The sequence below is a fragment of the Desulfurobacterium atlanticum genome, from assembly GCF_900188395.1.
GTDB lineage: Bacteria > Aquificota > Aquificia > Desulfurobacteriales > Desulfurobacteriaceae > Desulfurobacterium_A > Desulfurobacterium_A atlanticum.
The window spans coordinates 16,081-30,933 of record NZ_FZOB01000007.1 but is presented as its reverse complement, the minus strand read 5'-3'; the positions used below and the strand labels follow the sequence as shown (position 1 = coordinate 30,933).

The following is a 14,853-nucleotide window of genomic DNA, read 5'->3' as shown; positions in this document are numbered from 1 at the left end:
TAACTATTAATTGTTAGTAATTTGTTAAAAAAGAAAAAAACAGCACTTAGAAAATGCTGTTTCCTTCCCATGAAACAGGAATTTCTATACCAAAACGAGAAAGAACTATGGGAGCAATATCAACGATGGAAGGTGCCAATTTCTGCAGAGTGTCCAACTTTTCCCCTGAAGAATAATAGATAAAAGGCACGTTCATTATCTCTTCCATAATAACGTAGTGGCCAAATTCATAACCTCCATGGTCGCTATGGATAAGAAAATCACACTCTTTACTGAAAACTCTAAAAAGTTTTTCAATAAGGGAATCCACCACTTCGGCAGTTTTTACATATTCAGATGAAAGCCAGCCGTATTTATGACCAACTTCATCAAGAGCTCCAAGATAGATAAAAATAAAATCAGGTAACTTTCTCTCCTCGTTTAGAGAGATAACCTTATCAACAATTTCAACATCTCCCTTTATTGTTAAATCGTCAATAAACACCTTTTCCCCTGAAGGTTTCTTCTTTCCCATACTTTTTCCAAGAGTTTTCCAGTTAAAAAAAGAGATAGTGTTTATACCGTTATCCGTTAAAACATCAAAAAGGTTTGGAGATTTAACCGTATAATTTTCAGGAATTATGTTGTAAAAAACACCGTGTGTAAGAGGATTAACCCCGTGAAATATTGAAAAGAAACAGGGTAAAGTAATGGGAGGAATTACTGAACGCATCTGATTTGTATATAAAGCTTTTTCAGATAAAGATTTTAAAAATTTACAGCGCCCTGTATCAATCATTTCCGGTCTCAAGCCATCAACCGCTATGTGAATCAACTTTTTCATTTAATCCCTCTTAAAGATGAAATCTATTACCGCAAAGGAGGTAATAACCAGAATAATAAGAAATGAAACTGCATTAACAACCGGAGTGAGGTTATACTTAACCTGAGAGAAAAGATAGATAGGAAGAGTCGGATCTGAACCAACAAGAAAAACGGTTGTGTTAAAGTTTGAAAAACTGATTAAAAATCCTGCAATGAAAGCTTTAATAAGAGCAGGTTTTAAAAAGGGAACGGTAATATACCGTAAGATATCAAAGCGGCCGGCTTTAAGATTCAGGGCCGCTTCTTCCCATGTTCTATCAAACTTCTTCATCTGTGCCTGAATAATAAGCATACTGTAAGATGTAACAAAAGAAATCTGTCCAATAACAACCAACCAGAATCCGGGAGAAAGATAATCGGTCAGGTCAATAGACGCATGGTCCTGCAAAAAGTAAAGAATAGTGGTGGCAAAGGTAAGTATAGCAATACCAAGAATAACACCGGGAATTATAAGAGGAGAGACAGCCAGATAGTAAAGAATATTTTTAGCCTTTGACTTTGCTTTTTCAAAGTATAAAACCGCAGCCGTAGCAATTATAAGCGATACAGCAGAGACAATAGTTGCCGTTTTCACACTAACCACTATTGCGTGTAAAAGATCAGGATTATGAAACACTCCCACCTTTTTACCTGAACCTATGAACCAATCAAGAGTAAATCCTTTGAAGGGAAAGCCTATATAATCTGCATCGTTAAATGCAAGAAGAGAAATAACAAAAAGGGGTAGTATCCAGAAGACAAAAAATAGTCCCACGAAGAAAGAAACAGTAAAGTTATATCTTTTGGAAGCAATACCTCTAATCATCTAATAACCCTCTCGTAATCCTGACCGGAAATTTTTATAAGTATCCATATCACAATAACAGCACCAAGGAGAAGCAGAAAGCCAAAAGCAGAACCAAGGTTCCAGTTTAATGTTGTAAGAAAGTTATCGTAAATAATCTCCGTAAACCAGAGGGCGCTTTTACCTCCCAATATATTTGGAACGAGAAAATCACCTATAACGAGAGTAAATACCATGATTACTCCAGAAATAATACCTGACATAGAAAACGGAATGATTATCTCTCTGAAAATAGCAAGCTTTGACACTCCAAGGTCAAGGGCAGCTTCTATCATTGAGTCATCAAGATTTTCAAGTACCTGTATTATAGGAAGAAGCATAAAAACAAAAGAAACATAAAGAAAACCAATTGTCATACTGAAAGGGGTATTTAAAAGTTTCGGCATATGTGAAATTCCGATATAGTGAAGAAGGTGTTTTATCAGGCCGTTATCAGAAAGAACTATCATCCAACCGTAAACAATAATAAGTTCACCTACCCCAAGGGGGATTAAAATAATAGCCATGAAAATCCGGGAAATTCTTTCAGGAAGAACTTTTACAAGAAAAAATGCAAGGGGCATTGCAAGAAGAAAGGAGAGAAACGAAATGAGAAATCCATTTAAAAAAGTATAGAGAAAAGTTGTATAGTAAATTTTCTGTTTAAAAAATTTAAGATAGTTGCTGAATGTGAAAACTCCATCTTCTGTAGTAAAAGAGGAATATAGTAGCCCTAAATGGGGAAGTATTATCAACAGAAAAACCCACAAAAGTACCAACAAAGCGCATATTTTAACAGTAAAGTCTTTAGAATAGCCTGATTTCATCACCATTTATCCCCAGATTTACTCTTTCTCCTTCTGACGGTTTAAAATTCTTATCTTTAAGATTTATTAAAATATCATCACCATACTCTGTTTCTATAAAGACCTTTGTATGAGGACCATCAAATAAAACCGAACGAATATACCCAGAAAGGATTCCTTTTGATGGAGATATAAAGAAGCTTTCCGGACGAATAAACACCTCTTTTATTTTCATCTTTTTAAGTTTCTGTCTATTTTCCTCTGTATCTATCGGTATCTTCCAACCCTTTTCTGTAGTGACGCTTTTTTCATCCTGGGCAACGATTTTAAACCTGTTATTTTCACCTACAAAAGAGGCAACAAAGGGAGTTTGTGGATAGTTATAAAGTTTATAAGGAGTATCTATCTGCTCAATTTTGCCTTCATTTATTACTGCAATACGGTTACTCATAACCATCGCTTCACTCTGGTCATGGGTTATATAAACGAAAGTGGTTTTTAACTCTTTCTGCAAAAGCTTAAGTTCAATCATCATTTGCTCTTTTAGCTTTTTATCAAGAGCACTTAACGGTTCATCAAGAAGAAGAATTTTCGGTTCCATTACAAGACTTCTTGCAAGGGCAACTCTCTGTTTCTGTCCACCGGAAAGCTCGTTGATTTTTCTTTTCTCAAATCCTTTAAGACCAACCTTCTCAAGAATTTTTGAAACCTTTTCTTTTATCTGAGACTTTGAAAGTCCTTTGTTTTTTAATCCGAAAGACACATTTCCGAAAACATCCATCATTGGGAAAAGGGCTAAATTTTGAAACACAATATTTACTTCCCTCTTTTCAGGAGGCAGTTGATTTATCACCCTGTCATTTATTCTTATCTCTCCGGTATCGGGAAAAATAAAACCGGCTATAAGCCTTAAAATCGTTGTTTTTCCAGAGCCTGAAGGTCCGAGAATAGAGAAGAATTCCCCTTCTTCAATTGAAAGGTTGATATCTTCAAGTACCTTTGTATCTCCAAAACTTTTTGAAATTCCGGAAAGTTTGAGAATTGCCATCGTTTACTCCAAAAAAGAACTTAAAAAAGTAAGGGCACTCACATGAGTGCCCTGAAGCAGATTATCTTGCAGCGGCTGCTTTGATTCTTTCAAGAGCTTCAGACTCAATCTTTTCACAGGCTGCAGGAAGAGCCGGGTACCACTTTATGTTCTCAAGGTTCTTCTTGTCAAAAGTTCTCTGCCAATCTTCTTTAATTTCTTTCTTCACGTATTTTTCAACACCGTTAGAAGCACTTTGATATCTCTCATGATTAACAAAAACTGCTGCATTTTCAGGTCTTAACATAAAGTTGATAAACTTATATGCACCTTCCACATTTCTGCTTCTTTTAGGAATTGCAAAGGTATCTATCCATCCGAGAGCACCACTTTTAGGAGCAATAAAATCTATATCAGGATTCTCTTTGTGAAGATTCCACCCTATTCCGTCCCATCCTGTCTCAACCCAAACCTTACCACTTCTTGCAAACTCTCTCTGTTGGTCTCCACTGTTCCAGTAGGCGTAAACGTAGCTTTTGGTTTCTATAAGTTTTTGGGCTACCTTGTCTATCATCTTCTTATATTCTGGGATATTGTTGTAAAGCTTAAACGGGTTATATCCCATGGCAAAAGCAACACCAATAAGAAGCGGCCTTTTAAGCCTGTAAGCTATATGTCCGGCGTACTTAGGATTATAAAGGTCGCTCCAGTCGTTGGCATCAGGAGCATACTTTTTATTAACTATAAGTCCAGTTGTTCCAAAGCAGTAAGGAACTGCATAACCGCCTGAAATCTCTTTAGTTGCTTTAAAAAGTGTGGGTTTGATATTTTTAACTTCAATCTTTGAATAATCCATAGGCTGGTAAATTTTGTATTTTTTAGCAGCGAAAAGAATTCTGTCAGCTGAAGGCTGGGCAAGGTCAAAACCGCCGCCCCTTGTTGCACGAAGCTTTGCAAGCATCTCTTCGTTGTTTGAATAAGTGATTTTCAGCTTAATACCCGTTTCTTTTTCAAACTTCTCCTGAAGCTCTTTAGGAATGTAGCCTTTCCAGGTGATAATTCTTAAAACTTCTTGAGCATTTGCAATGTTCACAAGTGCAACGGCAGTAAGTAGGCCTGAAAATAAACGACACAGGAACTTTTTCATATATCTTTCCTCCTTTAAAGTTTAGATTTTTCGCGCAGTGATATATTAAGGAGGGAAGTGTTAAAAAACTGTTAGAGATTAATCTTTCCAGAATTTATAAGGTGATATATAGAATGCAATAGATACCTTTGATGTCAGAGCGATGGGAAATATTTTAAAAGCCCGGCAGATGCCGGGCTTTTATTCTGTTTAAAATCGTGATAGCAGCTTACATAGTTAAATCAAGAATTCTTCCTGCTCTTTCAATATCTTCAACAGAAGGCTGCTTACAATTTTCATCTATCTCTTTTATTATCCTCGCAAGAATGAAAAGCAGTGCTCCAACAATCTCTGGAAGTTTATTTTCAAGTTCTGCTTCAAGGGGATATTTTAGCGGAGGTTGTGTTGCCAGAAAATCAAGAATATCCTTTAATTCAAGCACTTCTTCAAGTTCCTTAAATTTTTGAATCGTTTCAAGAAACCCTTTTGTTAACGGAACATCACACTCCCATATAACATCTCTGCCGTTGTATTTTGCATTTCTTTCACCTATGAGAAGAAGGTCATAGAGTTTTTTCTCCACAATATCTGTAATTACTTTTGCCTTATTTTTATCAATGTCAAGGCCTGCAGCTTTCCTGAAAAGTGCTTCAAGTTTTGCAAATCCAACAACTGCCATTCCCTCACCTCCTTAAAATTATATTTTATATTTTCTAAAATGGAAATTTATGCTACATTTTCTTTTTTTCAAGACCTCTAAAAATAAAAAAAAGCCCCTTTTTAAGGGGCTTCCAAAATGAAATTGTTCTAAAATTAAAGTGCAGATATTAAAGATTCTGCTTCTTTTGTTGCCTTTTTACATATATCATCTATATCACTGAAAGTAAGTCCTTCTGTATCTTTCAGGTCAACCTGTTCATTCCTTGCAACTCTCTCACAAAAATCAAGAAGTTTCTTGGTAAACTCTTTTATTCTATAAAGAGAACTTCCTTCATCAAGAAGTCCCATTATTATGTTATCCGAAACACCAGCTTTCTGGAGAATTTTCTTTAACTCATCAACATCAACTTCCTTAAGCACCGGGGCCAGCAGTCCAACCATAAAAGCTTCATCAACATGAGCCGGTAAAAGTTTTTCTGCAACATATTTCATGGCAAAAGCCTGCTTAAGTATATTCCTTATTTCATCTCTATCTGCAGATTTTAGAAGTGAAGAGGTTAAAAGAACGAAAATGTAGTCTTTAAGATTCTGATATCCAAGATAGGCAACAGCCTGAACAATGGATGTTATCTCTTTACTCAATCCAAAATACGGAGAATTGATGAACTTTAAAAGTCTGAGAGAAAGATTTGGGTCCATACTCACAATCTCAGACACTTTTTCAAGCTCTTCACCATCAATAAGAGCCTTTATAAGCTTAAGCATAACTTCCCTTTTAAGTTTTAACCTTTCTACCTCTGCCATAACCCCTCCTATTTTGTAAATATAGCGTAAAAAAATCCATCCGTTCCCTGCTTATGAGGAAACACCCTTGCCATACTTCCTTTAACACCTATTTCTTCAAATTTTATATCAAAGTCTCTTTTTTTAAAACCTATATTTAATGCAAAATTAACAATTTCCTCTCCCTCCTCTCTTTCAAGACTGCAAACACTGTAAAGCAGTGTCCCACCTGGCTTAAGGAGTTTAAAAGCCTCTTTTAACAGCGCTTTCTCCAATTTCTGGTTATGTTTTATCAAAGATAAACTTTTGTTCCATTTGCCTTCAGGATGTCTTCTTATAATTCCCGTTCCACTACAGGGAGCATCAAGCAAAACTCTATCAAAGCTGTTTTCTGTAAAAGGATTTTCTTTTGTAATATCCGTTTTTAACGTTTTAACACAATTTACACCAAGCTTTTCAAGATTTCTATCAAGAAGCTTCAATCTTTCGGAATCAACATCTACCGCAATAATATCAGCTTCATTTTCCACAAGTGCTGCTATCGCGGTAGTTTTACCGCCTGGGGCAGCTGCAATATCAAGGATTTTTTTTCCTTTCTGAGGCGATAATAAAAGGGCTGAAAGGTAAGAAGCTACATCCTGAATGTAAAAAAACCCATCAGCGTATCCGGGCAAAGATTGTATATCAACTTTTCCTTTAATCCTTACCATCTCTTTTATAAATGGATGAACCTCAAACTCTATACCGCTCTCTTCAAGAAATTTTAAATAGTCTGAAACTTTAACCTTTAAAGTGTTAATTCTAATATAAAGAGGTGCAGTTCTATTAAGGAATGAGAGAATAGAAACTAACTCATCTTCGTAAAATCTATGCCATCTTTTTACCATCCAATTTTCAAAAGAGTACAAAGTAGATATCCTTTCATAAAAGTCAGGGATTTTTTCTATTTCAGCTTTGTAGTCAAAATTTATAAGTTTTTTTCCAACAGCATTAACAAACCCGGCAGCTTTTTTCCTGAAATGCTTCACTGCTTCAACAGTTTCATTTATGGCAGCATATAGAGGCACCGACATAAAAAAAATCTGATAAGCAAGAATCCTTAAACTGTTTCTAACAGCAGGATGCTGTTTTTTCTGATTCTTTCCTGAAACCTTTTCTATGGAAAAATCAAGAAGTTTCAAAAATCTGACACTTCCTGAAACAATCTCCCTTACAAAACTTCTGTCCTTAAAAGAAAGATTTTTTGTTAATCTTTCAAAGTGAGGTTTTATCTTCAGATCTTTTTCAAACTCACATAAAATTTTAACAGCAATCTCGCGTGTATTCATACTCCTCCAAGCTTCCTTTTAGCTATCTTCTTCCCTATTTCCACTCCCGGCTGGCCATAAGGATTAACTCCCATAAGCTCCGCCATCACTACTGTTTTCACCATGTAAAGAGTAAAAAGCGCTCCCATTACTTCTGGTGTCATTCTACTAACTTCTAAAACAGCAACAGGCCTTCCCCCCTGCCTTAAAGCTTCAACAGTTCCTTCAAACTCTGCATGGATAATATCTGAAATTCTTTTACCTGCAATAAAATCAAGCACCTGCGTCTTTTTGGGAAGTATAAAATCACTGCCGAAGTTCTCAACTTTTATAAACTGGTAAAACTTATCATCAGGACCATCCATAAAAAGCTGAAGGAGCGAATGCTGGTCAACAGTTCCAACTGCAGGAAGAGGAGTCTGTCCTTTACCATCTTTTCCCAGACTTTCAGCCCACAGCTGAACCCACCATTCTGAAAACTTTCTTAAAGAATCAGAATAGGGCATCATAACGTTTATGTTTCTACCGTTTATATAACTCTCATACTCTGCACATGTCAGAATAATAGCTTCATGCTCTTTATTCTGTGAAATCTCTTCCAGAATTTCCATACCTCCACCTACTAAAGCGTAAGGGTCAATATCAACAAAATCTGCAGGAATAAGCCCTACCGGAGTGAGAACAGAAAACCGACCCCCTATCTCTTCAGGTATCTCAAAAAAAGGAGCACCAAGTTCTTTTGCAATAGAATAAAAGGGAGTATTTTTCCCCGAGATAAATATGAATCTCTTATAAAGGTCAGTAAAACCTCTCCTTTTCATCTCATAAAGGACAAGATTAAAAATTGATACTGTTTCAAGGGTACTTCCCGACTTACTTATCACACAGTAAACGGTTCTATCCCACGGAGCCGACTGAAAAATTTGATGAATGTTAAAAGGATCAACATTCTCAAGAAAGTAAAGTTTTCTGCCTGTAATTTTATGCTTTCCGTATATACCTTCATATATTGATTGAATACCAAGAGATGAACCGCCGATGCCGATAACAAACATATTATCGTAAATCTCTTTAAACCTTCTTAAAGTTTCTTTTATCTCCTTTATATGAACAGAAAAGGCACCTATAAAAGGCATCTTCTCTCTGGTAAAAAGGGAAGAGAAGTCAAGTTTTTTAAGTGTTTCAGGCAGGCATTTAATACCTTTCAGGTCATATCTAACATACCCCATCAACCCTCCAACCAGTCTATCTCCTCAACAATACCACCACGTTTAACTCCTTCTATTATAACATTCACAATCTTTTCAGGAGTTCTGTTAGAAGTGTCTATGTGGATAAAAACTTTTCCGCTAAAATTCTCAAAAGCTTCAGTAGCGCAATAAGCTATCCGTTCTGCTTCAACGTTTTCCTCCACTTTCTCTGTGGTATAGTTTCTCTCTTTTAACCTCTCTCTTATTACATCCGGTTTTGCTCTCAAAACCACCAGAACATCACAAGGGATGTAATGAGCCACAAGTCCTTCTGCTATAAATCTGTGCTTATCTTTGAAAAATTCCCTTAACTTTTCAATATCAACGATAAAAGCATCCCTTCCTTCGTCAAAACTTTTATAGAGCTTTTTCTCTTTCACAATATCTGAAAGATTATAAATAGGTAGCCTGAGTTTCTCAGAAAGAATTTTTGCAACAGTAGTTTTCCCGGTTCCCGGTGTTCCTGTTATACATAGTCTCAACTTTTCCTCCTGAAAATGTGAGAGTGTTTGAAAATTCTCATTTGTTTGTAAAAGGTATTGAGATTCTTCGGCTGCAAAACAGCCTCAGAATGACGAAGAAAGTCATCCTGAGGGCAAAGCCCGAAGGATCTCTTAAAATTCATAGCCATTTTTCAAACAGCCTCCCTGAAAATGTTAATTATAAACTCAATTTATGGTAAATTTTTAACATAAAACCCGAGGGAGGAGAGAACAGATGAAAAAGATAAAAATTTTATTTCTGGTAATCATTACCTTCTTGATACCTTTAGCTTCTCCTTTTGCTGCAACATTTGGAAGCCAGAAAATAAAACCTCTTCAGTTTGACATCCTTTTTAAAGGCACCCACTCTTCAGAAATAGTCTCCATTAACTTTTTTGAGACTGAAGAAGGTAAAGGAATAATAACCCTATCAAAAGACGGCACAGTAAAATTATGGAACATCAAAAAAGGAGAACTTCTCAATACATACCGTATAAAAGGAAAAGACTTCATCACCGCCACGAAAAATAATGACCACATCTACGTTCTATCTGAAAATAAACTCTATTACATAGGTAACAACGGAGATGTTATAGAAACTGTGGAAGGTCAGTTTTCATGGTTCAAACCCCTGTCTTATGGAAAGATATTGCTTTTATATAGTAACGGAACAATGGAAGAGGTTGACCTTATAAACAGAAAAACTGTAAGAAAAGTAAACATTGGAAGGGATTTCTCTACCAGATTTTACTTCCTTCCAGACGGAAAACATTTCATCGCATACAGCAATAGAAAAGTTGGATTTTTCACAAAGTCTGGAAACCTGATATCTGAAATCATACCTCAAGGAAGAGTTGAAATTGCGATTCCTATCTCAAACAGGTATATTTACGTTGAAGATGGATGGAACGATATAGTAAGAGTTTATGAGCTTAAAACATCAAAAGTTGTGCTGGAAAAGAAAGGAGGTAAATTCTTTGGAGTTGCACCGGTAAATAAAGATGAAATTCTTTTGTCCTTTGCGAAATACTCTTTTGACCCGCGGAAAGTGTTTCTATTAAATATTGTTAAAAACTCCATTACAAATACTAACGTATCAGGAGATGGTCTTGTTTTATCTAAAGACAAGTCTTTGCTTGGAACCTTTATTAATAACCAGTTTACCGTATATAAAACACCCTTTACAAAGACGGTTGTAAATACCAGCATAGAGAAAGAGGGACTTTCAGAAACAGAAAACCAAACTGCAGAAACCACAACAACCAGTGTACCAAAGAATGAACCACAAGAGGAAAATCTCCCACCAAAACTTGTTGTTGAAGCCCATCCACAGGAAGGGTTTACCCCACTAAAAGTAAACGTATCTATATTTGCTTCTGATGACTCAAAAATCGTAGCTCACTTCATAAGTGTGGATGGGAAAGGAAAAATAGGCAAAGGAACTCCCCCAGCTTCAATTTCTATAACATTTAAAAATCCAGGAGAACACAAAGTCGTAATAGCTGTTAAAGATGACAGCGGAAAGATAACCAAGAAAACCATCATCTTTAAAGCGAAAGAGAAAAGTGAATCCTTCTCCGACTACAAAAAGGAGTTTGAAGAGTATAAGAAAAATTTCAAATAAGTCAGTGGCAGGGAAAGGTTCCCTGCCCTTATGTCAATTTCCAGCAACTTCATCAGGATGAGCGATTCTACCAAGAACAGCTGAAGCAGCAGCAACAGCTGGAGAAGCAAGGTAAACCTCACTTTCTGGATGCCCCATTCTTCCAACAAAGTTTCTGTTTGTTGTAGCAACCGCTCTCTCACCTTTTGCAAGAATACCCATGTGACCACCAAGACACGGACCGCACGTTGGAGTTGAAACAACACATTCAGCATCAAGGAAAATGTCTATAAGTCCCTCTTTCATCGCCTGCTTATATATCTCCTGAGTTGCAGGAATCACTATACATCTAACATTTGGATTTACCTTTTTACCCTTTAATATTTGTGCCGCAATTCTTAAGTCAGAAATCCTTCCGTTGGTACATGAACCGATAACCACCTGGTCTATTGTTACATGGGTAGCTTCAGTAACAGGTCTTGTATTTGACGGAAGGTGAGGAAAAGCAACCTGAGGCTCTATCTTGGATACATCTATTTCAAAAACTTCTGCATACTCAGCATCTTCGTCACTTTTATAGAGCTTGTAAGGTCTTTTAGCCCTTCCTTTTACATACTCAAGAGTTATTTCATCAGGTTCTATAATACCGTTTTTAGCACCAGCTTCTATTGCCATATTGCAGATTGTAAATCTATCGTCCATAGGAAGCTCTTTTATAGCTTCTCCTGTGTGCTCCATAGTTTTGTAAAGGGCACCATCAACTCCTATCATCCCAATAACATAGAGAATCAAGTCTTTTCCGGAAACCCACCTATTACGCTTACCAAAGTAAACAAACTTTAACTGCTCTGGAACTTTAAACCACACTTCTCCTGTAAGCCATGCGTAAGCCATATCAGTTGAACCTACTCCTGTTGAGAAAGCACCAAGAGCACCGTAGGTGCATGTATGAGAGTCTGCGCCTATAACAACATCTCCAGGAACAACAACCCCCTGTTCAGGTAAAAGGGCATGTTCAACACCAACTCTCCCTTCATTCCAGAAATGTGTAATGTTGAACTCTTTTGCAAACTCTCTCATCATCTTCACCTGTTCAGCAGACTTTATGTCCTTTGTAGGAGTAAAGTGGTCAGGAACAAGAGCTATCTTATCCTTATCAAAAACCTTTTCCGCACCGAGTTCTTTTATCCTTTTTATGGCAATAGGTGCGGTAACATCATTGGCAAGAGCGATGTCCACCTTACACATAATCAACTCGCCAGGATAAACTTCTTTTTTTCCGGCGTGTTCTGCAAGAATTTTCTGGGTTATAGTCATTCCCATAGCCTTTCTCCTCACCAGATTTTATTTTGAAATTTAGAATTTATGCTTTCTGCGTGGTATTTCTATTCCAAGCTCTTTTATCTTTGTTCTTAAAGTATTTCTGTGAATTCCAAGAGTCCTTGCAGCTTTTACCTGATTCCAGTCAGAATATTTTAAAACTTCCGTTATCAATATTTTTTCAGCACTTTTCATAACTATATCGTAAAGATTATTTTTCTCTTTCTGTTCAACCAAGAAAACATAGTTAACAAACTCTTTTATCGCTTCTTCAAGATTTGGAGTGGTAATTTTCTCTTTTTCTACCTGCAAGTCTTCAACATCAATAACATCAACCGGTGAAAGAAGCATAGCCTTTAGAATCATATTTTCAAGTTCTCTCACATTTCCGGGAAAATCATAAGAACATAGCCACTCCTTCGCCCTGTCGGTTAACTGTTTGGCAGGAAGTTTAAATTCTTTCGCAAATTTCTTAATAAAGTAAAGAGCAAGAGGGACAATATCTTCCTTTCGCTCCCTTAAAGGTGGAAGTTCAATCGTTAAAACGTTCAACCGGTAAAACAGGTCTTCTCTGAATCTTCCCTCTTTTACCTCTTTTTCAAGGTCTCTATTTGTTGCAGCCACTATCCTTACATCTATCTTGACAGGTGCATCTCCTCCAAGCCTCCTTATCTCTTTCTCCTGAATAGCCCTCAAAAGCTTGGATTGAAGGGAAAGTTCTATTTCTCCTATCTCATCAAGGAAAAGTGTCCCGCCATCTGCCTGTTCAAAATAACCTTTCTTTCTTGAAGTTGCCCCGGTAAAAGCTCCTTTCTCATAACCAAAAAGTTCCGCTTCAAGGAGATTTGTCGGAAGAGCGGCACAGTTTATGGCAACAAAAGGTCCGCCACTTCGCCTTGAGTATTTATGAATAGCTCTTGCTACAAGTTCCTTACCGGTGCCACTTTCTCCGATTATAAGCACCGTTGCGTCTGTCCTTGCAACTTTTCCTATAAGTTTAAAAACTTCCTGCATCTTTTTGCTTGAGCCTATAATTGCATCTTCTTCCACAATGTCAAGCTCTTCCTTCTCTGTGGAAAAACTTATCCTGTCAACTATCGCTTTTATATCTTCAAGCTCAAAAGGTTTTGTTATATAGTCAATTGCTCCTTTGTCTATCGCTTTTATGGTGTAATCCATAGTGCCGTAGGCTGTGAGAATAACTTTTGGAACATCTCTCTCATAGGATAAAAGTTCTATTCCATCAATTACAGGCATTTTTATATCAAGGAAAGCAAGGTCAGGCTTCTCTTTTTCAAGAATTTCAAGAGCTTCTCTTCCATCCTTTGCCTCATAAACCGTATGACCAAGGCTCTGCAGATACTTCTTTAATACAAGTCTTATATTTTTCTCATCATCAGCTATAAGAATTCGTGCCATACTTCCCAGTCTCTCCTATCGGTAAATAAACAGTAACAGTAGTTCCCTTACCTTTTTCACTTTGAACATCTATTTTACCACCGTGATTTAAAACTATCTCACGGGATATATACATTCCCAAGCCTGTTCCTTTCTCTTTTCCGGCTGTAAAAAATGGAGTAAAAAGATTTTCAAGCTCTTTCCTGTCCATCCCTTTTCCATTATCTTTCACTTTCACAAATATGAAACCTTTAGGCTGTATCGCATATCCTGTTTCCACAACTATTTTCCTATCTTTATCTCCTTCAAAAGCTTCAACGCTGTTTTTCAAAATGTTAGAAAATACCTGAAACATTCTATCTCTATCAATAGAAACTTCAGGAAGTGAAGGGTCAAACCTTTGTTCAACAATAATTCTTTCCTTTTCAAATACTGTCTTAAATGCTTTAAGAACATCGTTTAAAAGTTTATGAATGTTATACCTGCACCACTTTAACCTTGAAAAATCAAAACTTTCACATATTCTATCAAGAAACCGCTCTATCCTGTTAATCTCTGAAACAACAACTTCCACAAGCTCTTCATCAAACTCTTTAAGTTGCAGCATAAGCTTTGCAGAAGCTTTCATCCCGCTTAAAGGGTTTCTTAACTCATGAGAGATACCTTTAAGGAAAACATCAAAGTGTTCGGTGCCAATAACTTCCCTTCGTTTTTCTATTACTACAACCGCTCCCTTTATCTTTTCTCCTCTAAAAAATGGAGAAAGGGTAAACAGAAAATCTCCTATTTCTATGTTGTGAATTTCAAGACCTTCATCAACACACTTTTTTATCCATTTATCTATCTCTTCAGAAATTATCTCTTTGAGTTTTTTACCTTCAATATATTTTTTAGAGCGATTTAAGAACATCTCAAACTTTTGATTAAAAAAGAAAACCCTTCCCTCTCTATCACATACAGCAAGAGGGAAGGGCAAAGAAAAGATTAAATCGGAAAATTCCGGATTTCTCAAGTTAAGGACAATCCTCCTTTCCCACCTTTAGGAAACTCTTTAATCTTTGAAATGTCAAGTCCTGAAGATGGAAGCTCTATCCCTGCAGCTGCAGCCTTAAACTGCTGATGAAACTCTTTAAGCTTTGACCTATCACCTACAGGGACAACAGTAACAATCTGATTTTTCATCACAAAAGCATCAACCGGTTCATTTGCAGTAGGATCAACAGGCATTATTGTTGCCTGCGCTCCCTGAGATGTTGGAATAAGAGCAAACATACCGGCATCTTTGATTTTAAGATACTCTTCTCCAACTTCCTCAAGAATACCTATGATACCAGAAGACGGAATTACTCCCTCTCCACCGGTAGTTTGAATAAACACAAGCTTTCCTTTTAAAGACTCCATATT

At 36.7% G+C, this 14,853-nt stretch carries 15 protein-coding genes; 1 reads left to right on the top strand and 14 read right to left on the bottom strand.

The genetic code is table 11. The features are described 5' to 3' along the window. Positions 1–46 precede the first annotated feature (46 nt). The 10 genes from CHB58_RS05755 to CHB58_RS05710 all read right to left on the bottom strand — a co-directional run bounded on the left by CHB58_RS05755 (position 47) and on the right by CHB58_RS05710 (position 9,128). Positions 47–823, bottom strand: a complete 777-nt coding sequence (locus CHB58_RS05755) for an alkaline phosphatase family protein (protein WP_089323157.1) — start codon at positions 821–823, stop codon at positions 47–49. Then, the gene (locus CHB58_RS05750) at positions 824–1,669 is read right to left on the bottom strand and encodes an ABC transporter permease (RefSeq protein ID WP_089323156.1); all 846 of its coding nucleotides are present in this window, start codon (positions 1,667–1,669) and stop codon (positions 824–826) included. Next, the gene (locus tag CHB58_RS05745; protein ID WP_089323155.1) at positions 1,666–2,514 is read right to left on the bottom strand and encodes an ABC transporter permease; all 849 of its coding nucleotides are present in this window, start codon (positions 2,512–2,514) and stop codon (positions 1,666–1,668) included. The genes CHB58_RS05750 and CHB58_RS05745 overlap by 4 nt, the downstream gene beginning before the upstream one ends. Further along, positions 2,495–3,541 carry an ABC transporter ATP-binding protein gene (locus tag CHB58_RS05740; protein WP_089323154.1) on the bottom strand — a complete coding sequence of 349 codons (1,047 nt, stop codon included), beginning with the start codon at positions 3,539–3,541 and terminating at the stop codon, positions 2,495–2,497. The genes CHB58_RS05745 and CHB58_RS05740 overlap by 20 nt, the downstream gene beginning before the upstream one ends. A gap of 61 nt (positions 3,542–3,602) precedes the next feature. Next, positions 3,603–4,667 (bottom strand): extracellular solute-binding protein, encoded by a 1,065-nt coding sequence (locus CHB58_RS05735; protein ID WP_089323153.1) that lies wholly within the window; start codon positions 4,665–4,667, stop codon positions 3,603–3,605. 208 nt (positions 4,668–4,875) lie between these two features. Beyond that, positions 4,876–5,325, bottom strand: coding sequence for a DUF1931 family protein (locus CHB58_RS05730; RefSeq protein WP_089323152.1), 450 nt, complete (start codon positions 5,323–5,325; stop codon positions 4,876–4,878). A 134-nt stretch (positions 5,326–5,459) separates the two neighbouring features. Further along, complete coding sequence (locus tag CHB58_RS05725) at positions 5,460–6,110, bottom strand: HDOD domain-containing protein (RefSeq protein ID WP_089323151.1); 651 nt, start codon at positions 6,108–6,110, stop codon at positions 5,460–5,462. A gap of 8 nt (positions 6,111–6,118) precedes the next feature. Further along, positions 6,119–7,417 (bottom strand): 16S rRNA (cytosine(967)-C(5))-methyltransferase RsmB, encoded by a 1,299-nt coding sequence (gene rsmB / locus CHB58_RS05720; protein ID WP_089323150.1) that lies wholly within the window; start codon positions 7,415–7,417, stop codon positions 6,119–6,121. Continuing rightward, on the bottom strand, positions 7,414–8,625 hold the full coding sequence (locus tag CHB58_RS05715) for a hypothetical protein (RefSeq protein WP_089323149.1): 1,212 nt from the start codon (positions 8,623–8,625) through the stop codon (positions 7,414–7,416). The genes rsmB and CHB58_RS05715 overlap by 4 nt, the downstream gene beginning before the upstream one ends. Then, positions 8,625–9,128, bottom strand: coding sequence for an adenylate kinase family protein (locus CHB58_RS05710; protein ID WP_089323148.1), 504 nt, complete (start codon positions 9,126–9,128; stop codon positions 8,625–8,627). The genes CHB58_RS05715 and CHB58_RS05710 overlap by 1 nt, the downstream gene beginning before the upstream one ends. 235 nt (positions 9,129–9,363) lie before the next feature. Here CHB58_RS05710 and CHB58_RS05705 point away from each other — a divergent pair, with 235 nt between their 5' ends. After that, a complete protein-coding gene (locus tag CHB58_RS05705) occupies positions 9,364–10,752 on the top strand; it encodes a WD40 repeat domain-containing protein (protein ID WP_089323147.1) in 1,389 nt (462 codons plus the stop codon). A gap of 33 nt (positions 10,753–10,785) precedes the next feature. Here CHB58_RS05705 and leuC read toward each other — a convergent pair whose 3' ends face one another. Genes leuC through CHB58_RS05685 form a run of 4 tightly spaced genes read right to left on the bottom strand, consistent with a single transcriptional unit; the run spans position 10,786 to position 14,850 of the window. Beyond that, a complete protein-coding gene (leuC, locus tag CHB58_RS05700) occupies positions 10,786–12,054 on the bottom strand; it encodes a 3-isopropylmalate dehydratase large subunit (protein WP_089323146.1) in 1,269 nt (422 codons plus the stop codon). Positions 12,055–12,087: 33 nt separating this feature from the next. Beyond that, a complete protein-coding gene (locus CHB58_RS05695) occupies positions 12,088–13,470 on the bottom strand; it encodes a sigma-54-dependent transcriptional regulator (RefSeq protein ID WP_089323145.1) in 1,383 nt (460 codons plus the stop codon). After that, positions 13,448–14,461, bottom strand: coding sequence for a two-component system sensor histidine kinase NtrB (locus CHB58_RS05690; protein WP_089323144.1), 1,014 nt, complete (start codon positions 14,459–14,461; stop codon positions 13,448–13,450). The genes CHB58_RS05695 and CHB58_RS05690 overlap by 23 nt, the downstream gene beginning before the upstream one ends. Beyond that, complete coding sequence (locus CHB58_RS05685) at positions 14,458–14,850, bottom strand: hypothetical protein (protein WP_089323143.1); 393 nt, start codon at positions 14,848–14,850, stop codon at positions 14,458–14,460. Before CHB58_RS05685 ends, CHB58_RS05690 begins: the two co-directional genes overlap by 4 nt. Positions 14,851–14,853: the final 3 nt, after the last annotated feature.